This window comes from Microbacterium sp. M (genome assembly GCF_045181065.1).
In the GTDB taxonomy this organism is placed as follows: domain Bacteria; phylum Actinomycetota; class Actinomycetes; order Actinomycetales; family Microbacteriaceae; genus Microbacterium.
This window is the reverse complement of record NZ_CP173721.1, coordinates 1,585,621-1,607,749: the sequence shown is the minus strand read 5'-3', so window position 1 is coordinate 1,607,749 and position 22,129 is coordinate 1,585,621. Positions and strand designations below refer to the sequence as shown.

The window sequence follows — 22,129 nt, the reverse complement described above, 5'->3', positions numbered from 1 at the left end:
GCCTGTCAAGGCGCTTCGTGGCCCTCCTGCACGCACCTACAGTGAGGGCCGCGAAGGAGGTGCGCGATGACTCACGAGCAGCGCGAAGAGAAGCCCGATGAACCCCGCGAGGAGGTGCCGCCCGGTGGCGAGGGCGCGGACAGCGGAGCGGTCGACGCGGTGGAGGTCAGCGATGATCAGTCGGGCGAGATCCCCGACCAGTCCCCGCAGAACGACATCCCCGGGGTCGGCACCCGGCGTGCGGATCGATAGGGCGATCAGGTCGCGCGCAGATCCTGGGCGAGCATCAGGAGTATCCCGCTGGGACCGCGGAGGTACGTGAGCCTGTAGACGTCTTCGTAGTTCGCGACCCCGCGCAGTGGGTGGTATCCGTGCCGCGCGGCTATTTCGAGCGCCGCGTCGATGTCGTCGACCGAGAACGCGACGCGGTGCATGCCGATCTCGTTGGGGAGGGTGGGTTCCGTCTCGATCGCCGCCGGGTGGATGTACTCGAAGAGTTCGAGCTGCCCGTTTCCGTCCGGGGTCTGCAGCACGGCGATCCTCGCATGATTGCCATCGAGTCCGACCGCGGTGTCGGCCCATTCCCCGCTGATGGTGTCCCGTCCGAGGACGGTGAGTCCGAGCTCCTCGAAGAACGAGATGGTCTCGTCGAGGTCGCGGACGGCGATGCCGACGTTCTCCAGCTTGATGGCCATACTCAGGATGCTACTGGCCCGGATGCACGAAATCCCCGCCGAAGCGGGGATCTCATCAGTGCTGGGGTACCTGGACTCGAACCAAGAATGGCGGTACCAGAAACCGCTGTGTTGCCAATTACACCATACCCCAAGGGCGAAAACTGAGCTTCGCACCGAGAGTCAAGCTTACCCGAGCGGCGGCCATAACGCCAAAACGAGGCCCGCAGGCGCCGCCCGGGCGCGTCGTCAGCCGGCGAGGACCTGCGAGAGCCCCCGCAGGCGCGCGAGCGTCACGTCCTTGCCGAGCAGTTCCATCGACTCGAACAGCGGTGGCGACACGCGGCGACCGGTGATCGCGACACGCGGCGGACCGTAGGCCACCCGCGGCTTGAGCTCGAGGTCTTCGACCAGCGCCTTTGCGAGAGCGTCCTGAATCACCTGCGGGGTGAAGTCGGTGACGGGCTCGAGAGCGGCGACGCAGGCATCCAGCACCTCCGCGCTGTTGGCGGGCAGGCCCTTGAGCGCGTCCGCGTCGTACGAGACTTCGTCCGTGAAGAGGAAGCCGAGCATCCCGGGAACGTCCCCCAGCAACTGCACGCGCTCCTGAACCAGCGGCGCCGCGCGGAACGCCAGCACCAGCTGCTCGTGCGTGGGCTCGTCGAACAGGCCGGCCGCAGCGAGGTACGGGATGATCCGCTCGGCGAAGTCCTTCTCCGCCAGCATCCGGATGTGGTCGCCGTTGATCGACTCGGCCTTCTTCTGGTCGAAGCGGGCCGGGTTCGGGTTGACGTTCTCGATGTCGAATGCGGCGGTGAACTCGGCCAGCGAGAACACGTCGCGGTCCGGTCCGATGGACCAGCCCAGCAGCGCCAGGTAGTTCAGGAGTCCTTCGTGGATGAAACCGCGCTCACGATGCAGGAACAGGTCGGCCTGCGGGTCGCGCTTGGACAGCTTCTTGTTGCCCGTCTCCCCCAGCACGAGCGGCATGTGGGCAAAACGAGGGACGAAGGTCGTCACACCGGCTTCGATGAGGGCGGCGTACAGCGACAGCTGCCGGGCGGTCGACGGCATGAGGTCCTCGCCGCGCAGCACGTGCGTGATGCCCATGAGGGCGTCGTCGACCGGGTTCACGAACGTGTACAGCGGCACGCCGTTCGGTCGCACGACGACGAAGTCGGGGAACGACCCGGCTGGGAAGGTCACTTCGCCGCGGATGAGGTCGACGTATGTGAGGTCCTCATCCGGCACACGCAGTCGCAGCGCAGGCTGGCGACCCTCGGCGCGGAACGCCGCCTTCTGGTCCTCGGTGAGCTCGCGATCGAAGTTGTCGTAGCCGAGCTGCTTCGCCCGACCGTTCGCCTCGTTGCGGGCGTCGATCTCCTCGGCCGTCGAATAGCTCTCGTAGAGCGCTCCGGCCTCGAGCAGCTTGTCGATGACGCCGCGGTAGATGTCATGGCGCTGCGACTGACGGTACGGCGCGTGCGGACCACCGACCTCGACGCCCTCGTCCCAGTCGATCTCGAGCCAGCGCAGCGCGTCGAGCAGCTGCTGATAACTCTCCTCGCTGTCACGCGCGGCATCGGTGTCCTCGATGCGGAAGACGAGCTTGCCGCCGTTGTGACGCGCGTACGCCCAGTTGTACAGCGCGGTGCGCACCAGCCCGACGTGCGGCAGGCCCGTCGGCGAGGGGCAGAAGCGGACACGGACGTCGGCACCACTGGCGGTCGTGGTGAGAGGATGCGGAGTAGCCATAGCCCTTTGATTCTACGGGGGTGCGGACGCCGCTCACGCGCTATGCGCGGCGCCGGCCGACGGCGACCACCGCCACATGCTCGAGCGGAATCGCGCCGTCCGCGCCGCGCCGTTCGCACACCGTGTCGAATCCCGCGCGGAACCGCTGGCGTTCGTCCTCGCGCAGCGCCGTGTAGAACGCGCCGGCCGATGCGACCCCGCCCTCGGCCGATGCCCAGAGGACGGCCGGATCCGCGTGCCACGTCCACGCCTGCTCCTCGACGTGCACGTCGCGCCACCCGGCATCCGACAGCATCGCGGCGAAACCGCCGGCCGTGCGCTCGAAGTCCTTCTCGGCGGGGAGCCGCTCGCCGGCCGCCGGCATCAGACCGGCGCTCTCGCAGACTTCGAACCAGAACCACGACGGCGACCTGCTCCAGATCGTCGCCGCCAGCAGGTCACGGCTGACGCGGGCCAACTCGGCGGCGGACGCGCGCGGGTCCGCGACGTGGTTCAGAACGAAATTCGCGGTGACGGCATCGTAAGCGGCGTCCGGGAGCGGCAGATCCGGCAGCGCACCGTCCCGGATGGAGATGCCGGGGTGCTCGCGCTTCGCGACGACGCGCATCGAGGATTCGGGCTCGCAACCCGCGGCATCCCAGCCTGCCTCGACGAACCGCGCCGCCAGGTCACCGGTGCCGGCTCCCACGTCGAGCACCGAACGCTCCTGCGCCGGACCGAGACGGGCAATCAGCAGGTCGGCGGTACCGAGGCACAGCTGCGCGTACGACGCAGCGAAGGCCTCACCGGAGCCGGCCCAGTCCTTCATCGGAGAACGTCCGCCTGCGGCATCCGTCCCCGCGGCGCGAGTGCCGTGATCGCGATGACGAGCGCGAACGCGGCGATGCCGAGGCCCGCGTACTGGAAGTTCGAGAGCACGATCCCGGCGAGCACGGCACCTGCCGCGGCGGACAGGCTCATGAGCGAATCGCTTCGTCCCTGTCGGCGCGTGCGTAACTCGGGCGCCGACGCCTCGGTGAGCAGCGCGGCGCCGGCGACGGTCGCGGCGCTCCACCCGAGTCCGAGCAGGATCAGCGCGGTCATGACCCCCCATGCCTGGTCGTTCGCGAGGATCGCGAACAGGAGGGATGCCGCGAGCAGCGCCTGGCCGACGAGCACGACACGGAGCCGGCCCCAGCGATCGGCGAGAATGCCGAACACCGGCGACAGCGCGTACATCCCGGCGACGTGCAGAGCGATCGTCACGCCGACCAGCAGCGAGACGTCGGCGGTCGTCGCGTGTCCGCCGTGTGACGCGTGCGCCATGTGCGACAGGTGGATCGGCGTCATCGCCATGACCGACGCCATGACGACATGCGACCCGGCGACCGCGAACATCGCGTAGCGCGCGACCTTGGGCCGATCGACGATCTGCGCCGCGGATGCCGTGGCCGCGGCATCCATCGTGAGGCGCTGCGCGGACAGCAGCGGATCCGGGCGGAGTGCGACGACATAGAGAACGAATGCGGCGGACTGAGCGACGAGTGAGAACAGATACGAGCCGGTCTGCGGCGGCATGCCGATGGCCTGGCCGACGATCTCCCCCGGTCCCAGCAGCAGGGGCCCTGCGACTCCGCCGATCGTCGTCGCCCACACGACGATCGACAGGTCCCTGCCGCGGTGCTGCGGAGCGGCCAGGTCGGTCGCGGCGAAACGCGACTGCAGGTTTCCGGCGTTGCCGGCACCGATCAGCAGGATGCCGACCAGCAGCAGCGGGAAGATCCGCAGCGCCGCGGCGAGGATCACGATGGCGATACCGACCAGCGCGAAGAGGTTACCCAGGGTCAGCGCACGTCGACGTCCCACCCTGCTGGCGAGCCGCGCGAGCGGGATGGCGCACAGTGCAGCGCCCAATGTGACGGCGGCCGTCGCCAGTCCGGACAGCGCGTCATCCCCCGAGATGTCGGCGGCGAGCAGCGCACCGAGCGACACCGTGGCGCCGAAGGCGATGCCGCCGAGCACCTGCCCGAACGACAGGATGAGGACCGTGCGGCGCTGGACGACCGCCTGCTCGGCCGCCGTCAGGAGCGTCATGCCACGGGTGATGCGTCGCGAGCCTGGTTGCGCAGCACCCCGATGCCCGAGACCTCGACCTCGACCGTGTCACCGGCCACGAACGGTCCGACGCCGGCGGGAGTTCCCGTCAGGATGACGTCGCCCGGCAGCAGGGTGAACACCGCGGACGCGTACGCGATGATGTCGGCGACCGAGTGGATCATGTCGGTCAGGGGCGCCTGCTGACGCACCTCGCCGTTGACGCGGGTCTCGATCGTCGCGGCATCCGCATCGAACTCGGTCTCGATCACCGGACCCAACGGGCAGAACGTGTCGAAGCCCTTGCCACGCGTCCACTGACCGTCCCGGCGCTGCAGATCGCGCGCCGTGACGTCGTTGGCGACCGTGTAGCCGAACACGTACTCGTGCGCACGGTCGGCCGGCACGTTCTTCGCGATCCGACCGATCACGACCGCGAGTTCCCCCTCGAAGTCGGTCTGCTCTGACAGCGCGGTCGGGCGGATGATGCTGTCGCCGGGGCCGATCACCGAAGTGTTCGGCTTGAGGAACAGCAACGGCTCCTCCGGCGCCTCGCCGCCCATCTCCTTCGCGTGGTCGTGATAGTTCTTGCCCACGCAGACCACCTTCGAGCGCGGGATGACCGGTGCGAGCAGCGCGGCGTCCGCGAGCGGAACGCGATCCCCCGTGGTCTCGTATCCCGCGAACATCGGATCCCCCGCGAGAACGACGAGGTCGCCTCCGTCGAGGATGCCGTAGCGGATGGCGTCGTCATGGCTGAACCGAGCGATCTTCACGTGAACAGCCTACTCAGGACGCGGCGACCGGGCGCCAGCCTCCTTGCGCATCGAGACCTCTCCCCAGCGGCGAAGCCCCGTCGCATTTGCGCGAATACGACGGGGCTTCGCAGACAGCGAGAGGTCTCTCGCTAACCGGGTGGAAGGATGCCGAAGGCCGCGAGCCTGCGCCCGAGAGTGTGCGCGGTGTCGATGTGCGCGTGCCCCCATCGTCCGAGCCCCCAGCCCGTCACGCCGCGTACATCGTCCTCACGGCGCTTCTCCGCCAGCACTGTATCCTCGGCCGTCGGCGCGCTGCGCAGTTCGGGCTCGAGGTACTTCCCCTCCCCGTCGAACTCCCCGAACTTCCGCGATCGCCGGAAACCGAAGTCGAGAAAATACTCGTCACCGTTCGCGCCGGAGACGGGCACTTGCAGTTCCACATCACGGAATCCGAGCTGGTGCAGACGGTAACGACTCACACTCTCGCCCGGCAACTGGGCACGACCATCCGCGAACTCCGCAAGCCATCGCGCCTTGCGCACTCCGCGTGCGGTGCTCGTCGTCAGCGTGCGCAGCTGATCGCGCCATTGCTCTGCGCGATCGGTATCCAGTGTGTGGCCCGTCACCGCGAACTGCCGCTGCGCAGCGTCACCGGCGGACACCGCTGCTTCGGGCGACATGGTTCTCGCCAGATCGAACACCGTGCGCGCGAGCGAGGTGCACAGCAAACCGTTGATCTCGACGATATCGTCGTCGCCGACGATGAGCGCATGCCGCATCACACCGCGCGCTCTCCGCGCGTGCCGTACGCCGGCGATCAGGATGTGGACGTATGCATCCAGCACCATGTACAACGGCAAACCCCACAGCACGGCCGCAGAGATGTGCGTGAACACTGGCCCACGCGCGGGACTCGACCGCGCGAACGCCAGGACCCGAACAAGCTGCTGTCCTTCCGGCCAGAGGGTGCTCCACTCATCGCCGCGCACGTACTGGCCCCGATGGACGCGCTTCCAGACGCCGGCCTGCACGAGCAGCTGCAGCTGTCTCTCGGCGACACCAGTCGCGAGCACCTCGGCGCGCGTGTGCAGCATCGACGCGGCTTCGTCGAACGTGATCCTTTTCCGCATCCGCCCATCGTGGCGCTGGCAGAGGCTGGAAACGGGTTCTCAACAGGCTGCAGGCTGAATCTGCCCTGTGGATATCTCCATCCCCACATCGAGACCTCTCCCCAACTGCGAAGCCCCGTCGTAACTGCGCAAATACGACGGGGCTTCGCAGGCAAGGAGAGGTCTCCTGCAAACAGGGAGAGGTCTCGAGAAGGAGTGAGCGAGACTGGTTCGGGTCGGTCAGGCGTCCAGACGCAGCAACCAGCCGTGCGGGTCCTCACGGCGTCCGTACTGGATGTCGGTGAGCTCTTCGCGCAGAGACAGGGCGAGCTCGCTCGCCTCCGGTCCCTCGTGCACGATCTCGAACTCGTCACTCATCAATTTGCCGATCGGCACGACGACGGCGGCGGTTCCGCATGCGAACGCGCCGACGATCTCACCGGATGCCGCACCTTCGCGCCACTCGTCGATCGTGATCTTGCGCCGCTCGACCGTCAGCCCGCGGTCCTCGGCGAGCTGCAGGATCGAGGCGAGCGTGATCCCGTCGAGGATCGAATCGGATGCCGGCGTCAGCAGGCGACCGTCGCGCGTGACGAGCACGAGGTTCATACCGCCGAGCTCCTCGATGTACTGCCCATCCAGGAACAGCACCTGCTGGCATCCCTTCGCGTACGCCTCCTCCTGGGGCAGCAGGCTGGATGCGTAGTTGCCGCCGGTCTTCGCCGCACCCGTGCCACCGTGGCCGGCGCGCGCGTAGTCGGTCGACAGCCAGATGTTCACCGGCTGCACACCACCGGGGAAGTACGCTCCGGCGGGGCTGGCGATCAGGTAGTAGCCGACCTTCTTCGCCGCTCGCACGCCGAGGAACGCCTCCTTCGCGAACATGAAGGGGCGCAGGTAGAGACTCTCCTCCGGGTTGCTCGGCACCCAGCCGGAGTCGACGGCGACGAGCTGCTTGAGCGATTCGATGAACAGTTCTTCCGGCAGCTCCGGCAGGGCGAGTCGTCGCGCCGAACGCTGCAGACGGGCTGCGTTGCGGTCGGGGCGGAAGGTCCACACCGAACCGTCGGCGTGCCGGTAGGCCTTCAGCCCCTCGAAGATCTCCTGCGAGTAGTGCAGCACGGCGGCGGCGGGATCGAGCGGGATCGGGCCGTAAGGCTGCACACGGGGACGGTGCCAGCCGCCCTTCTCCGACCAGCACAGGTCGACCATGTGGTCGGTGAAGTACTGTCCGAAACCGGGATTCTGCAGAATCTCGTCGCGTTCGGCGTCGGAGCGCGCGTTCTCATTGCGCGTCACCTGCCAGATGAGGCCTGCGGGGGAAGGAGCCTGAAGAGGGAGTCCGATGGTCATGATGTGGTGTCCTGACGGTCCGAATCGTTGGCGAACGCTGCGCCGTATCCCAGGTTACGCCTGGAGACGGGCGATGATCGCGTCGCCGACCTGAGCTGTTGAACGAAGGGCATCCCGCGCGGCGATGTCCTCTTCGACCGCGCGGGTGATGCGTGCGGATTCGTCGCGCAGCCCGAGATGATCGAGCAGGAGCGCGACGGAGAGGATCGCTGCGGTGGGATCGGCCTTCTGCTGACCCGCGATGTCCGGTGCCGACCCGTGGACGGGCTCGAACATCGACGGGAAGTCGCCTCGAGGGTTGATGTTCCCTGAGGCGGCGAGGCCGATGCCACCGGTGACGGCGCCGGCCAGATCAGTGAGGATGTCGCCGAAGAGGTTGTCGGTGACGATCACGTCGAAGCGGGCCGGGTTCGTGACCAGGAAGATGGTGGCCGCGTCGACGTGCAGATAGTCTACGGCCACGTCGGGGTGCTCCTGCGCCACCTCGTTCACGACGCGCTGCCAGATGCCACCGGCGTGCACGAGCACGTTCGTCTTGTGCACCAGGGTGAGCTTCCTGCCGCGGCGCTCCGCCAGCTCGAACGCGTAGCGGACGACGCGTTCGACGCCGAAAGCGGTGTTGACGCTGGTCTCGTTCGCGATCTCGTGCGGCGTCCCGGTGCGGATCGAACCGCCGTTGCCGACGTACGGCCCCTCGGTGCCCTCGCGGACGACGACGAAGTCGATCTCGCCCGGCTCGGCGAGCGGGCCCGGCGCCCCGACGTAGAGCTTCGACGGACGGAGGTTCACGTAGTGATCCAGGGAGAAGCGGAGCTTGAGCAGCAGCCCTCGCTCGATGTTGGCGTCCTTCAGCCGCACGTCACCTGGCTGGCCGCCGACCGCGCCAAGCAGGATGGCATCGTGCGCGGAGATCGCGGCGAGGTCGTCGTCCGTGAGCGTGTCACCCGTCTCGAGGAAGCGTGCCGCTCCCAGCGAGAAGCGGGTCTTGTCGAAGACGACATCGCTGGACTCCGTGACGGCGTCCAGCACGCGCTCCGCCTCCGCGACGACCTCCGGGCCGATGCCGTCACCGGGGATGACGGCCAGCTTCACGACACGCGACATGACACTCCTTGCATCGGGGAATCCTCCCAGCGTACTGGTCAGTGCGTGCGTGTCGTGCGCAGTGTGACGGCGGCGATGACACCCGCGGCGACCACGAGACCCGCACCGATCAGGGACGTCACGGTCACGCCGGAGCCGAACGCGGATGCAGCAGCATCCCACAGCGCATCGCCGAGCTCGGCGGGAAGGTGATGCGCCTCGGTATACGCTCCGGCGAGCGTCTCGCGTGCGGCATCCGCCGCATCGTGCGGGATGCCTTCGGGGATCACGAGCGATCCGCGGTAGAACGCGGTGATCAGCCCGCCGAGCACTGCCGTGCCGAGCACCGCGCCCAGTTCGTACGCGGTCTCGGAGACCGCACTGGCGGCTCCGGCCTTCTCGGCAGGGGCGCTGGAGAGGATCAGCTCGTTCGAGATCGTCTCCGCCGCTCCGATGCCGATGCCGAGCACGACGAACGCGATGACCAGGGGGAGAACGCCGTGATCCTCGCTGCTGAACGCGACCAGCAGATACCCGATGACCGAGAAGACGAGCGCCGCCGGTACCACCACGTGCGGTGGGACGCGTCGTGACACCGGCACCACGGTGAGACCGGCGACGATCATCGCGGCCATTCCGGGCACCAGCGCGAAGCCCGCCTGCATGGGCGACAGCCCGAGAACCAGTTGCAGGTGCTGCGACACGAAGTACAGGAACCCGACCAGTGCGACGACGCTGAGGAGGTTCACCATGATCGCGCCCGAGAACGACCCCCGTCGGAACAGTTGCATGTCGAGCATCGGCGTCGCCGAGCGCAGCTGGCGCCGCACGAACATCGCGCCCATGAGCACGCCGAGCGCCGCCCATGCTCCGGCGCTCCAGGTCGGCCCGTCCACCGCGAGCGACTTGATCGCGTACACGATCGGGATCATGGTCGCCATCGACAGCAGGATGCTGAGGAGGTCGATGCGCCCCGGATGCGGGTCACGGCTCTCCGGCACCAGCAGCGGAGCGGCGATGAGGAGCGGGATGAGCACCGGGACCGCGATGAGGAACACCGATCCCCACGCGAAGTGCTCGAGCAGGAATCCGCCGACGATGGGTCCGAGTGCCGAACCGGCTGAGAAGGCGGATGCCCAGACCGCGATCGCGAAACGCCGCTGGTCGCGGTTGCGGAAGATCGAGCGCAGCAGCGACAGGGTCGAGGGCATGAGCATCGCGCCGAAGAACCCGAGCAGCGCGCGGGCGGCGATGAGCGCCCCTGCCGTGGGAGCGAACGCGGCGAGCACGGACACCGCCGCGAAGCCGGTCGCGCCGATCAGTAGCATCTTCCGTCGTCCGAAGCGGTCGCCGAGGGTGCCCATCGTGACGAGCAGCCCCGCGAGCACGAGCGGATAGACGTCGATGATCCAGAGCTGCTCCGCCCCCGTGGGCGACAGAGCGATCGCGATCTCGGGCAGCGCGAAGCTGAGCACCGTGTTGTCCACCGACACCAGCAGCACCGGGAGCATGAGCACGATGAGCGCCCACCATCCGCGAGCACCTGCGCGCGGCGCATCCAGCTCCGTGTCGGTCGTCGGGATCGACGCGGTCATCTTCCACCTCTGCACTCTCCGGGACCTTACTTAACCGTCCGGCTGGTATAGTAACAGAGTCCGCGCTGATCACAGCCTGAGCAGAGGAGCACGATGCCCCGCCCTCCCCTCGCACGCGAACGCGTCCTCGATGCGTTCGAGGCGATTCTCATCGAGGATGGTGAGCGCACGGCGACGCTGGAGGCGACCGCCAAGGCGGCCGGAGTGTCCAAAGGCGGGCTGCTCTATCACTTCGGCTCCAAGGATGATCTCGCCGCCGGCCTGTTGGAACGGCTCGCTCGCCTCACCGATCTCGATCTCGAGCGCATGGCGGAGGCGCCTGAAGGCCCCGTCGCGTATTACGTGCGCACCTCGGTCATGGAGGACGACGCCCTCGACCGCGCCCTGATCGCCGCGTCCCGGCTCGCCCAGGGCGGGGATCCCGCGGCATCCGACGCGCTGCGCGAAGTGCGCCGACGCTGGGGCGGCACGATCCGTCCCCACGTCCGCGACGAGACCGCACTCGACCTCGTGATGCTGGTCAGCGACGGGCTCTACTTCAACAACTCGCTCGATGTGCACGGGCCTGCGCGTCTGGTGCCCCACGGTCCTGAGCTCGAGGCTCTGGTCGACCTGGTCCTGCGCGCGGTCCGCTAACGTCGACCGGCGAGCACTCGCCTGGTTCGTCGCAGCATCGACTGCAGGATCAGCGGATGCAGCAGGCTCACCGGCGCGAAGTACACCCGACCGCGCCAACCGTGCAGTCGCACCACGGTCGTCACGCGGACGATCCTCGTCGCCGCATCCACGCCCACCGCGCAGCGGAAGTCGAGATGGTCGTCATCGAACGACACCAGCGCCTCGTCCCCGTGCGCATCGCGCACGTCGAACACCCCGGCCGGCGCCGGTCGCAGCCCCATCAGCGAGGCGAACAGCATGCGTACGCCGAACAGCGCCTGGACGGCAGCGGGGATCGCCTCACGCGAGAACAGCGTCTCCGCCCACGTCTTCGCGTCGGTCGTGATTCCCGGGGGAATCGGGACGAAGACCACGTCACCGTGATCGAAGCGCCCCTCGCCGAAGGCAAGGCTGAAGAACGAGGGATCGGACTGCCGCTCCCCCGTCATCGCGTCAGTCCTCGGTGATCTCGATCTGGCGGATCACGGATGCGTCGATGTCGGCGCCGACCTCTGCCAGCAGTTCCTCCGGTACCCGCGAGTCCACGGTGAGGATCGACAGCGCCTGACCGCCGGCCTCGCGGCGAGCGATCTGCATGCCGGCGATGTTGATGCCGGCCTCGCCGAACTTCTGGCCGTACACCGCGACGATGCCAGGGCGATCGGTGTAGAGCATCACGATGTGGTGCTGCTCGAGCGGCACCTCGATGTCGTACCCGTTGACGCCGACGATCTTCTGCACCATGCGAGTGCCGGCGAGGGTGCCGGCCACGGTGAGCACCGTACCGTCCGCGAGCGCGCCGCGCAGCGTCGTGAGGTTGCGGTACTCGGGGCTCTCCTTCTCGACGATCAGTCGAGCCTCGATGCCGCGCTGCTCGGCGAACAGCGGTGCGTTCACGTAGGACACGTTCTCGCTCACCACGTTGGACAGGATGCCCTTGAGTGCGGCGAGCCGGTAGACGCTGACGTCGTAGTCGGCGAGCTCGCCGCGGACCTCGATGTCGAGGCTGGTCAGGGCGGAGCCCGCCAGGCCGCTGAACACCTGGCCCAGCTTCTCGACGAGATCGATGCCGGGACGCACGAACGGGTCGATGATGCCGCCGGCGACGTTCACGGCATCCGGAACGAGATCGCCCTCGAGCGCGAGCTTGACCGAGCGCGCGACGGAGACGCCCGCCTTCTCCTGCGCCTCATCGGTCGACGCACCGAGGTGCGGCGTCACGACGACATTGGGCAGGTCCAGCAGCGCACGCGCCGAGCCGCCCTCGGCCGGCGGCTCCGACGTGAAGACGTCCAGGCCTGCACCAGCGAGCTCGCCGGCGACGAGGGCAGCGTGCAGCGCCTCCTCATCGATCAGACCACCGCGGGCGACGTTGATCACGTACCCGGTCTTCTTCATCGCCGCGAACTGCTCGGCGCCGATCATGCCGGTCGTCTCAGGCGTCTTGGGCATGTGGATCGTGATGAAATCGCTCTCGGCGACCAGCTCGTCGAGTGCGCGCAGCTCGACGCCGAGCTGCTGGGCGCGAGCGCTGGTCACGTAAGGGTCGAACGCGACGACCTTCATGCCGAAGCCCTGCATGCGCGCGGCGACGAGCGCGCCGATGCGGCCGAGCCCGATGACCCCGAGCGTCTTCTCGAACAGCTCGGTGCCGGTGTAGGCGCTGCGCTTCCACTCCCCCGCAGCCAGCGACGCGTTCGCCGCCGGGACGTGGCGGGCGAGGCTCAGGATGTGCGCGCAGGTCAGCTCCGCCGCCGAGATGATGTTGGATGTCGGCGCGTTGACGACCATGACGCCTGCGGCGGTCGCGGCCTTGATGTCGACATTGTCGAGTCCGACGCCGGCGCGGGCGATGACCTTCAGCTTCGGCGCGTGCCCGAGTGCCTCCTCGTCGACCTTCGTCGCCGAGCGGATGAGCACGGCATCCGCCTCAGCCAGCGCCGAGAACAGCGCCTCCCGATCCGTGCCGTCGACAGTGCGGATGTCGAAGTCGGGGCCGAGGGCCTCGATCGTGGCGGGCGAGAGGACTTCGGCGATGAGCACGACGGGCTTCGGCACAGGTGGATCCTTCAGTGTGAGCGTCACAACGCGGGTGGGATCGATGCGCCGCACGCCTTCGGGGCGCGATCGGTTCCACTGTACCGGAGCGCGAATGCTCCCCCGCGCCGTGTGACGGCCCGCTCAGGGGAGAGGGACCAGAGCATCCATGTTCAGGATGCTGTAGCCCACCAGGCTCAGCCAGAACACCGCGACGACCGACAGTCCGGTGAGCATCACCAGGGCCAGTTCCCCGACGTTGCGTCGGCGCCCGATCACCCAGGCCAGGACGAACACGATGGCAGGGAAGAGCGCACCGAACACCAGGGTGATCCAGCCTGTGCCGGTGAGTCCTGCAGGTCGGGACATCGCGACGATGTGCGCGATGGCGTTCCAGATGGCGTAGGCGTAGAAGAGTCCGCTGACGCCGACGACGAGCGCGGCCAGCCACCCGGGCGTCGGGTGGGCGGATGACTGTTCGACCGTGTCCTCGCTCATGATCCGATCGCTCCCACCATCACGAAGGGCCAGGGCACCAGCAGCACCGCTCCCGCGAGGAGCAGAAGCACGCGGATCCACGCCTGCGCGCCCCGTGTCAGCACCCAGACCGTGAGCATCCACAAAGCGGGGGCCGCCACGGCGAGCACGAACCACGGCACGTACATCGCGTCCGCGACGATGAGGTTCGCGAGCGGCTTCAGGTTCAGGCCGCCGATCACCCACCCGATGGCGTACAGCAGGTAGATTCCCCCGAAGATCCCGACGAACAGCAGCATCGCCGGGCTCATCGCCGCAGGCCGGGATTCCTCGGATGCGGCAGGTTCCGCTGGCTCGGCGACGGACGCTTCGCCGTCCGTCACGACGCGATCACTGCCCTTGCCGACGGCGTTCCACCCCTGCGGGAGGCTCGGCTTCTGCGCTGGACGGTCCTCGTCGCCCTCCCAGGAGAGCGCGTCGTCCGGATCCGATGTCATGCGTCCAGCGTAGCGATGCCGCGAGCCGTCCCAGTAGGCTCAGGGCCAGTATCGGATGAGGGGAAGCGCACGGTGGCTGAACAGAACAAGGAATCGGTCGCTGCGGCAGGAAGTGCCGCAGGCTCCGACTGGACACCCACGGCGGCTTCGAAGAAGCAGTCGTCGACATTCCGGTGGATCGCCCTCGGACTCTGGGTGCTCGCGATCGCCACCGAGGCCGTCGGGATCTTCTGGCTGCTGCGGCAGCGCGTGTACGTCGGAGAAGACGGCACGCTGGTGCGCGATCCCGACACGGGTCTGCTCGAGGAGCAGGGCGTCACCGCGACCTTCCCGCAGTGGGCGTTCATCACGCTCATCGTCCTGCTGGTGGTCATCGCCGCCCTGTCGATCGGCGGATCCCTGCTGTGGAAGAAGGCGAACCGCCTCGACCCCGCGAAGAAGTCGGACACCGTCAAGTTCTTCGTGCAGAACCAGCTCGGCGTGATCATCGCGATCATCGCGTTCGTGCCGCTGATCATCCTCGTCTTCCTCAACAAGGACATGGACAAGGGGCAGAAGACGACGGCCGGCATCATCGGCATCGCGCTCGCGGCTCTCGCGGTCGTGTTCGGCATCGACTTCGACCCGCCGTCGGTCGAGCAGTACACGGCGGATCAGTCGGCTGTGATCCAGCTGCTGGGCGAGGACGAGGTGTTCTGGGTGGACGGCGGTCAGGTCTATCACGTGTGCGATGAGGTCTCCGACATCCAGACCGGCAGCGAGATCGTCTCCGGCACGACAGCCGAAGCCGTCGCGGCCGGCAAGATCCGTCTGACGCTGAGGTTCGAGTCCGAGCTCGAGACGTGCGGTCTCCCCGTTCCCGAGAACGCGGACGAGATCACCGAGGCGCTCCGGGCGATCCAGGGCGGGCAGGTGGACACGGTGCTTCCTTCTCCGGTGTGGGCCGACGACGTCGAGCCGCCGATCACGGTCGAGGACGCACCGGCCGAACAGGAGCAGTAGCGGCTCAGCCGAGGAGCGCCTCGACCAGGCGCTCCTCGGCTGCGGCGAGGTGCTCGGTCAGCAGCCTTGCCGCGCGCTCGCCATCCCCCTCCGCGACAGCGGCGAGCATCGCCTGATGCTGAGCGGCGATGAGCGCGGCATCCAGCAGCCTTCTGCCCTGCACCTGCGCCATGCACAGGCGCACCTCGTCGAGCACGCTCGCGTACATCCGTGCGGTGCGCTCGCTCTGCAGCGCATGGATGAGCGCCTGATGGAAGCGCAGGTCGGGGTCGACCGTCGCGGGGTCCGGCCCGACGGGCATCGCCAGGATCTCGTCATTGGCGCTCACCGCGGCGGCCGGTACCCGGCGTGACTGTGCGAGCTCGCGCAGTGCTGCGCTCTCCAGCCTGGTGCGCGTGCGATACACGTCGCGCACGACCTCGGCGTCGATCGCCACGACCCTTGCACTCCGGTACGCCGTGCGCACCAGGAGGCCGGATGCCACGAGCTGCTCTATCGCGGCCTTCGCGCTCGGCCGGGCGACCGCGTACTCCTGCGCGACCTTCGCCTCGGTCAGGGCGGTGTCCGGTCGGATGTCACCGCGAAGGATCCTGCCGCGCAACCGCTGCGTGACGGCATCCACGACACCGACGACCTCCAACGCGGACTCCGCAACGTTCGACATGCGAGTCAGCCTAGAGCAGGACGCTTCAATCGGTACACTTGTCTGACAATCCGATGCGAAGGAGCTTCTGTGTCCACGACACTCGCCCATCCCCTCGACTCCGCCGTGCTCGGACAGACCACGACCGTGTCGTCCCGCTCGATCGACCGCTTCGCCAGGGCGCACGATGCCTCGCACTACCTGCTCATCCCGGATGCCGTCCTCACCCCGCAGGATGCCGAAGGAGTCGCCCGCGCGTTCGACGCGGTCCGCGCTGCCGGACGGACGCTCACCTTCCGCTCCGGCGGCACGAGCCTCTCGGGCCAGGGCGTCACGGGAGACATCCTCGTCGACACACGCTCGGCCTTCCGGCACATCGCCGTCGAGGCTGACGGCGCCTTGGTGCGCGTCGGCCCCGGGGCGACCGTGCGGCAGGTGAACACGCGCCTCGCGCGCTTCGGACGCAAACTCGGCCCCGATCCGGCCAGTGAGATCGCCTGCACGATCGGCGGCGTCATCGCGAACAACTCCAGCGGAATGGCGTGCGGCATCACCGAGAACTCGTACCGCACCGTCGATTCGCTGCTGCTCGTGCTCCCGAGCGGCACGATCCTGGACACGGGCGCACCGGACGCGAATGCGCGACTGCGCGCCGCCGAACCCGCGCTGGCGGATGGCCTCCTCGCGCTGCGCGCGCGCCTGGTGGCCTCGCCCGAAGCCGTCGCCTTCGTGCGCGCCCAGTTCGCCATGAAGAACACCATGGGCTACGGCGTGAACTCGCTGCTCGACTTCGACGATCCGGTCAGGATCCTCGAGCACCTCGTGATCGGATCGGAGGGGACCCTCGCGTTCGTGGCCGAGGCTCGATTCCGCACGGTCGAGATCCGCCCGCAGATCGCCACCGGTCTGCTCGTGTTCACCACGCTGGCCGATGCCATGGCCGCGCTCCCCGGTCTCGTCGCACAGGGACTCGCGACGGTCGAACTGCTGGATGCCGCGTCGCTCCGCGTCGCCCAGGGACTCAGCGATGTCCCGGCATCCATCGCGGAGATCGCCGTCGATGCGCACGCCGCGCTGCTCGTCGAGGTGCACGCCTCGGATGCCGAGGAGCTCGCGGGCGCGTCCGCCGCTGCGATCGCGCATTTCGAGACGCTCCCCCTCGCGGTCGCGCCGAAGCTGACGACGGATGCCGCCGAGCGGGCGTCGCTGTGGCACGTCCGCAAGGGGTTGTACACCGCCGTCGCCGGCGCGCGCCCGTCGGGGACGACAGCGCTGCTCGAGGACATCGTGGTCCCCGTGGATCGCCTGCTCGTCACGTGCGAGCGCCTCATCGAACTCTTCGCAACGCACCGCTACGACGGTTCGGTGATCTTCGGCCATGCGAAGGACGGCAACGTTCACTTCCTGCTGAACGAGCGATTCGACGACGAGCAGAGTCTCGCGCGGTACCGCCGGTTCACGGCCGATCTCGTGGAACTCGTTCTCGGTCAGGGCGGCTCGCTGAAGGCCGAGCACGGTACCGGGCGCATCATGGCGCCGTTCGTGCGTCGCCAGTACGGCGACTTCCTCACCGACCTGATGTGGGACATCAAGCGCCTGCTGGATCCCGCAGGCATCCTGAATCCCGGAGTGGTCCTCTCCGAGGACCCGGAGTCGTACCTGCACGATCTCAAACGCGTGCCGACCGTCGAGAGCGAAGTGGATCGCTGCGTCGAATGCGGGTACTGCGAACCGACCTGCCCGAGCAAGGACATCACGCTCACGCCGCGCCAGCGAATCGTCCTGCGCCGGGACATGGCGTGGGCCGAGGAGCAGGGCGACACCGCGCTGCTGAAGGAGCTGCGCGCGGACTACGACTACGAGGGCGTGCAGACCTGCGCCGTCGACGGCATGTGCGGCGTCGCGTGTCCTGTGGACATCAACACCGGTGATCTCGTCCGCCGTCTGCGCGCGGAGGAGGCATCCCGCCTCGAGGACGGAGTGTGGGATGCCGCGGCGAAGGGCTGGGGCGCCGTGACGAGGATCGGCGGCGTTGCGCTGACTCTCGCGGATGCCGTCCCTGCACCGCTCGTGACCGGGGTGACAAGGCTCGGCCGGGCGATGCTCGGCTCGGACACGGTGCCGCTGTACGACGCCGGCCTCCCCCGCGGCGGCTCGCGTCCACCCCGGCCCGTATCGCCCGCAGACGCGCAGGCGGTGTTCTTCGGCGCATGCATCGGGACCATGTTCGGCCCTGAGGGTCACGGTGAGGGCTCCCGGGATGCCGTCATGGCGCTGCTCGATCGCGCCGGCATCCCGATCGTGATCCCCGACGATGCCGGTGGATTGTGCTGCGGGACGCCATGGAAGTCGAAGGGTCAGCTCTCGGGCTACGACCGGATGACCGACCGCGTGCTGGCGTCGCTCTGGGAGGCCAGCCGTCAGGGCGAGCTTCCTGTCGTGTGCGACGCGGCCTCGTGCACGGAGGGCTTGCACGTGATGCTCGCCAAGTCCGTCGCGGAGCGGCCGGAGTACGCCGGGCTCGTGATCGAGGACGCCACCACGTACGTGGCCAGAGAGGTGCTCCCCCGGCTGACCGTGACGACCAGGCTGGAGCGGATCGCCGTGCACCCCACCTGCTCCACGACCGCGCTGGGTGCGACGGGCGCGCTGACAACTCTGGCTGCGGCCGTCGCCGACGAGGTGTACGTGCCCGAGGGATGGGGCTGCTGCGCCTTCGCGGGCGACCGTGGGATGCTGCACCCCGAGCTCACCGCCAGCGCCACCGCCGTCGAGTCCGCCGAGGTGGCCGTGGCCGACGCGGAACGCGGCGGCTTCGACGCCTTCGTGTCCGCGAACCGCACGTGCGAGATCGGCATGAGCAGGGCCACCGGCAAGCCGTACCGCCACGTCGTGGAGGTGCTGGAGGAGCTCACGCGCTGAAGCCTCCGAACCACCGAGACGAAAAACGGGCGCCCCGCGAGGGACGCCCGTTCTTCGATTGCGAAGGGATCAGCGCGCGGCGGAACCCTCGGTGTAGTCCTCGTCGGTCTGCTTCCAGGAGAACAGCGAACGCAGTTCGCGGCCGGTGACCTCGATCGGGTGCTCCTGCTCCTTGGCCCGCAGCTCCAGGAACTCGGTGGCGCCGTTGTCCTGGTCCTCGATGAAGCGCTTGGCGAACGCACCCGACTGGATGTCGGACAGCACGCCCTTCATGTTCTCCTTGACCTGGGCGTCGATGACGCGCGGGCCCGAGACGTAGTCGCCGAACTCGGCGGTGTCGGAGATCGACCAGCGCTGCTTGGCGATGCCGCCCTCCCACATCAGGTCGACGATGAGCTTGAGCTCGTGCAGCACCTCGAAGTAGGCGATCTGGGGCTGGTAGCCCGCCTCGACCAGCGTCTCGAAGCCGGCCTGCACGAGGTGGCTCATGCCACCGCACAGCACGGCCTGCTCGCCGAACAGGTCGGTCTCGGTCTCTTCCGTGAAGGTCGTCTTGATGACGCCGGCGCGCGTGCCGCCGATGGCCTTCGCGTACGAGAGGGCGACGTTCCAGGCCTGGCCGGATGCGTCGCTCTCGACGGCGATGATGTCCGGGATGCCGCGGCCGGCGACGAACTCGCGGCGCACGGTGTGACCCGGTGCCTTCGGAGCGATCAGGATCACGTCGACGCCCTCAGGAGCATCGATGTAGCCGAAGCGGATGTTGAACCCGTGCGCGAAGGCCAGGGTCTTGCCCGCCGACAGGTTCGGAGCGATCGACTCGGAGTAGATCGTGCGCTGGTGCTGGTCCGGCGCGAGGATCATGATCAGGTCGGCCCACGCGGTCGCGTCGGCGACGTTCTTGACCGGGAATCCGGCCTCCTCCGCCTTCTCGATGGACTTGGAACCGTCCTTGAGGGCGATCGCGACCTCGACGCCCGAGTCGCGCAGGTTCATCGCGTGGGCGTGGCCCTGCGAGCCGTAGCCCACGATCGCGACCTTCTTGCCCTGGATGAGCGACAGGTCGGCGTCGGCGTCGTAGAAGATCTCAGTACTCACTTGTATTTCTCCTTGATGGTGGTCTGGGGTGGGTGTCAGCCGCGCAGGACGCGCTCGGTGATGCTCTTGCCGCCGCGCCCGATGGCGAGCAGTCCGGATTGCGAGAGCTCCTTGATCCCGAAGGGCTCGAGAGCGCGCAGGATCGCATCGATCTTGCCCTTGTCGCCGGTGACCTCGACCACGACGGCGTCGGCCGCGTAGTCGACGACGGAGGCGCGGAACAGGTTCACGATCTCGATCACGTTCGAACGGGTCGCGTTGTCCGTGCGGACCTTCACGAGCACGTGGTGTCGCTGGACGGACGTGGCGAAGTCGAGCTCGACGATCTTGATGACGTTGATGAGCTTGTTCAGCTGCTTCGTCACCTGCTCGAGGGGCAGGTCCTCCACGTCGACCACGACGGTGATGCGAGAGATACCGGGCACCTCGGTCACGCCGACGGCGAGGGACTCGATGTTGAAGCCGCGACGGGCGAAGAGCCCGGCGACGCGGGTCAGCAGACCAGGGGTGTCCTCCACCAGGAGGCTCAGCACGTGAGTGGACATGTCGTCACATCTCCTCTTCGAAGGACGGCGCATGGTCGACGGCGTACTGGACGTAGCTGTTGCTGACGCCCTGCGGCACCATCGGCCACACCATCGCGTCGGCGGACACCACGAAGTCGATCACCACCGGGCGGTCGTTGGTCTCCAGCGCCAGCTTGATCGCGGCATCCACGTCCTCCTCCTTCTCCACCCGGATGCCGAGGCAGCCGTACGCCTCGGCGAGCTTGACGAAGTCGGGGATGCGGATCGTGCCGTGGCCGGTGTTCAGGTCGGTGTTGGAGTGCCGGCCGTCGTAGAAGAGCGTCTGCCACTGGCGCACCATCCCCAGCGAGGAGTTGTTGATGATCGCGACCTTGATCGGGATGTTGTTGATCGCGCAGGTGGCGAGCTCCTGGTTGGTCATCTGGAAGCATCCGTCGCCGTCGATCGACCACACCACACGGTGAGGCTCCGCGACCTTCGCGCCCATGGCGGCCGGAACCGAGTAGCCCATGGTCCCGGCGCCGCCGGAGTTGAGCCACGAGTTCGGACGCTCGTACTTGATGAACTGCGCCGCCCACATCTGGTGCTGGCCGACGCCGGCCGCGTACACGGCCTCGGGTCCGGTCAGCTCGCCGATGCGCTGGATGACGTGCTGCGGCGAGAGCAGACCGTCCGTGGTGGGCTGGAAGCCGAGGGGGAACTCGTCACGCAGTCCGTCGAGGTAGGACCACCACTCGTCGGTGTCCGGCTTGTCCGCGCCCATGGTGCCGCGGAACGCGGTGTCCAGGTCGACGAGCACGTCGCGCACGTCGCCGACGATCGGCACGTCGGCGTTGCGGATCTTCGAGATCTCGGCCGGGTCGATGTCGACGTGGACGACCTTCGCGTTCGGTGCGAACAGTGCGGCCTTGCCGGTCACGCGGTCGTCGAAGCGTGCGCCCAGCGCCAGGATCAGGTCGGACTCCTGCAGCGCGAGCACGGCGGGAACGGTGCCGTGCATGCCCGGCATGCCGAGGTGCTGCGGGTGCGAGTCCGGGAACGCCCCGCGAGCCATCAGCGTCGTGACGACAGGAGCGCCGGTCGTCTCGGCGAAGCGCTTGAGCTCTTCGGAGGCGCGCCCGCGGATGACACCACCGCCGACGTAGAGCACCGGCTTCTTGGCGTCTGCGAGCAGGTTGGCCGCGGCCTGGATCTGCTTGCCGTGCGCCTTCGTCACCGGGCGGTAGCCGGGAAGGTCGATCTTGGGCGGCCAGATGAACGGCGCCTTGGCCTGCTGAGCATCCTTCGTGATGTCCACGAGGACGGGTCCGGGGCGACCGGTCCCGGCGATCTCGAAGGCCGCGGCGATGGCGGCCGGGATCTCGTTGACGTCCTTGACGAGGATGGAGTGCTTGGTCACCGGCATCGTGATGCCGACGATGTCTGCTTCCTGGAACGCATCGGTGCCCATGAGGGTCGAGAACACCTGACCGGTGATCGCGACGATCGGCACGGAGTCCATGTACGCATCGGCGATCGCCGTGACGAGGTTCGTCGCACCCGGGCCCGAGGTGGCGATGGTGACGCCGATCCTGTTGGATGCCGCGGCGTAGCCCTCGGCCGCGTGCCCACCGCCCTGTTCGTGACGGACCAGGATGTGACGCAGCTCGGTGGAATCCAGCAGCGGGTCGTACACCTCCATGATCGCTCCACCGGGGATGCCGAACACGTCGGTGACGCCGAGCAGTTCGAGCGATCGAACGACGGCCTGGGCGCCGGTGAGTTCTGGGGCTGCGGCCTGACGGGCCGGTGGCCGTGGCACGGCGGACACGGAATCAGCAGTCATGTTTGTTTCCTCGGATCTGATGAGCGACGTCGAAGTGAGCCCGA

General features: G+C 68.1%; 21 protein-coding genes and 1 tRNA gene. 4 read left to right on the top strand and 18 right to left on the bottom strand.

What is annotated here, in order from left to right; translation table 11 throughout:
- Nucleotides 1–66: 66 nt before the first annotated feature.
- Entirely contained in the window at nt 67–252 is a 186-nt protein-coding gene (locus ACI7YT_RS07640; RefSeq protein ID WP_406249959.1) for a hypothetical protein, read from the top strand.
- A gap of 5 nt (nt 253–257) precedes the next feature.
- On the opposite strand, the gene ACI7YT_RS07635 is transcribed toward ACI7YT_RS07640, so the two are convergent.
- From ACI7YT_RS07635 to ACI7YT_RS07590, 10 genes are all read right to left on the bottom strand, one after another.
- Nucleotides 258–695 carry a VOC family protein gene (locus ACI7YT_RS07635; RefSeq protein WP_406249958.1) on the bottom strand — a complete coding sequence of 146 codons (438 nt, stop codon included), beginning with the start codon at nt 693–695 and terminating at the stop codon, nt 258–260.
- A 61-nt stretch (nt 696–756) separates the two neighbouring features.
- Nucleotides 757–828 (bottom strand) — tRNA-Gln (locus ACI7YT_RS07630).
- Nucleotides 829–923: 95 nt separating this feature from the next.
- Nucleotides 924–2,429, bottom strand: coding sequence for a glutamate--tRNA ligase (gene gltX / locus ACI7YT_RS07625; RefSeq protein WP_406249957.1), 1,506 nt, complete (start codon nt 2,427–2,429; stop codon nt 924–926).
- A 40-nt stretch (nt 2,430–2,469) separates the two neighbouring features.
- Nucleotides 2,470–3,237, bottom strand: a complete 768-nt coding sequence (locus ACI7YT_RS07620) for a class I SAM-dependent methyltransferase (RefSeq protein ID WP_406249956.1) — start codon at nt 3,235–3,237, stop codon at nt 2,470–2,472.
- Entirely contained in the window at nt 3,234–4,502 is a 1,269-nt protein-coding gene (locus tag ACI7YT_RS07615; RefSeq protein WP_406249954.1) for an MFS transporter, read from the bottom strand. Before ACI7YT_RS07615 ends, ACI7YT_RS07620 begins: the two co-directional genes overlap by 4 nt.
- Nucleotides 4,499–5,278, bottom strand: coding sequence for a fumarylacetoacetate hydrolase family protein (locus ACI7YT_RS07610; RefSeq protein ID WP_406249953.1), 780 nt, complete (start codon nt 5,276–5,278; stop codon nt 4,499–4,501). The genes ACI7YT_RS07615 and ACI7YT_RS07610 overlap by 4 nt, the downstream gene beginning before the upstream one ends.
- A gap of 131 nt (nt 5,279–5,409) precedes the next feature.
- Nucleotides 5,410–6,390 (bottom strand): hypothetical protein, encoded by a 981-nt coding sequence (locus tag ACI7YT_RS07605; RefSeq protein WP_406249952.1) that lies wholly within the window; start codon nt 6,388–6,390, stop codon nt 5,410–5,412.
- A gap of 219 nt (nt 6,391–6,609) precedes the next feature.
- Complete coding sequence (locus ACI7YT_RS07600) at nt 6,610–7,722, bottom strand: branched-chain amino acid aminotransferase (protein WP_406249950.1); 1,113 nt, start codon at nt 7,720–7,722, stop codon at nt 6,610–6,612.
- Nucleotides 7,723–7,776: 54 nt separating this feature from the next.
- Complete coding sequence (locus ACI7YT_RS07595; RefSeq protein ID WP_406249948.1) at nt 7,777–8,826, bottom strand: 3-isopropylmalate dehydrogenase; 1,050 nt, start codon at nt 8,824–8,826, stop codon at nt 7,777–7,779.
- Nucleotides 8,827–8,864: 38 nt separating this feature from the next.
- Entirely contained in the window at nt 8,865–10,400 is a 1,536-nt protein-coding gene (locus ACI7YT_RS07590) for an MFS transporter (RefSeq protein WP_406249946.1), read from the bottom strand.
- A gap of 93 nt (nt 10,401–10,493) precedes the next feature.
- Here ACI7YT_RS07590 and ACI7YT_RS07585 point away from each other — a divergent pair, with 93 nt between their 5' ends.
- Complete coding sequence (locus ACI7YT_RS07585) at nt 10,494–11,036, top strand: TetR/AcrR family transcriptional regulator (protein WP_406249945.1); 543 nt, start codon at nt 10,494–10,496, stop codon at nt 11,034–11,036.
- Here ACI7YT_RS07585 and ACI7YT_RS07580 read toward each other — a convergent pair.
- The 4 genes from ACI7YT_RS07580 to ACI7YT_RS07565 all read right to left on the bottom strand — a co-directional run bounded on the left by ACI7YT_RS07580 (nt 11,033) and on the right by ACI7YT_RS07565 (nt 14,068).
- On the bottom strand, nt 11,033–11,506 hold the full coding sequence (locus tag ACI7YT_RS07580) for a DUF2867 domain-containing protein (RefSeq protein ID WP_406249943.1): 474 nt from the start codon (nt 11,504–11,506) through the stop codon (nt 11,033–11,035). The two genes, ACI7YT_RS07585 and ACI7YT_RS07580, sit on opposite strands and share 4 nt — an antisense overlap.
- A gap of 4 nt (nt 11,507–11,510) precedes the next feature.
- Nucleotides 11,511–13,115, bottom strand: a complete 1,605-nt coding sequence (serA, locus tag ACI7YT_RS07575) for a phosphoglycerate dehydrogenase (RefSeq protein ID WP_406249941.1) — start codon at nt 13,113–13,115, stop codon at nt 11,511–11,513.
- A 123-nt stretch (nt 13,116–13,238) separates the two neighbouring features.
- The gene (locus ACI7YT_RS07570) at nt 13,239–13,592 is read right to left on the bottom strand and encodes a hypothetical protein (protein ID WP_406249939.1); all 354 of its coding nucleotides are present in this window, start codon (nt 13,590–13,592) and stop codon (nt 13,239–13,241) included.
- Entirely contained in the window at nt 13,589–14,068 is a 480-nt protein-coding gene (locus ACI7YT_RS07565) for a hypothetical protein (RefSeq protein WP_406249937.1), read from the bottom strand. The genes ACI7YT_RS07570 and ACI7YT_RS07565 overlap by 4 nt, the downstream gene beginning before the upstream one ends.
- A gap of 72 nt (nt 14,069–14,140) precedes the next feature.
- Between ACI7YT_RS07565 and ACI7YT_RS07560 the strand changes: the two genes are divergently transcribed.
- Complete coding sequence (locus ACI7YT_RS07560; RefSeq protein WP_406249936.1) at nt 14,141–15,070, top strand: hypothetical protein; 930 nt, start codon at nt 14,141–14,143, stop codon at nt 15,068–15,070.
- A gap of 4 nt (nt 15,071–15,074) precedes the next feature.
- On the opposite strand, the gene ACI7YT_RS07555 is transcribed toward ACI7YT_RS07560, so the two are convergent.
- Entirely contained in the window at nt 15,075–15,734 is a 660-nt protein-coding gene (locus tag ACI7YT_RS07555) for a GntR family transcriptional regulator (protein WP_406249934.1), read from the bottom strand.
- 69 nt (nt 15,735–15,803) lie between these two features.
- On the opposite strand from ACI7YT_RS07555, the gene ACI7YT_RS07550 reads away from it, so the two are divergent.
- On the top strand, nt 15,804–18,635 hold the full coding sequence (locus tag ACI7YT_RS07550; RefSeq protein ID WP_406249932.1) for an FAD-binding and (Fe-S)-binding domain-containing protein: 2,832 nt from the start codon (nt 15,804–15,806) through the stop codon (nt 18,633–18,635).
- A gap of 69 nt (nt 18,636–18,704) precedes the next feature.
- Here the strand turns inward: ACI7YT_RS07550 and ilvC are convergent, their stop codons facing one another.
- Genes ilvC through ACI7YT_RS07535 form a run of 3 tightly spaced genes read right to left on the bottom strand, consistent with a single transcriptional unit; the run spans nt 18,705 to nt 22,085 of the window.
- Nucleotides 18,705–19,733, bottom strand: coding sequence for a ketol-acid reductoisomerase (gene ilvC / locus ACI7YT_RS07545; RefSeq protein WP_406249931.1), 1,029 nt, complete (start codon nt 19,731–19,733; stop codon nt 18,705–18,707).
- A 35-nt stretch (nt 19,734–19,768) separates the two neighbouring features.
- Nucleotides 19,769–20,278 carry an acetolactate synthase small subunit gene (ilvN, locus tag ACI7YT_RS07540; protein ID WP_406249929.1) on the bottom strand — a complete coding sequence of 170 codons (510 nt, stop codon included), beginning with the start codon at nt 20,276–20,278 and terminating at the stop codon, nt 19,769–19,771.
- 4 nt (nt 20,279–20,282) lie between these two features.
- A complete protein-coding gene (locus ACI7YT_RS07535; protein ID WP_406249927.1) occupies nt 20,283–22,085 on the bottom strand; it encodes an acetolactate synthase large subunit in 1,803 nt (600 codons plus the stop codon).
- Between the last annotated feature and the right edge of the window lie 44 nt (nt 22,086–22,129).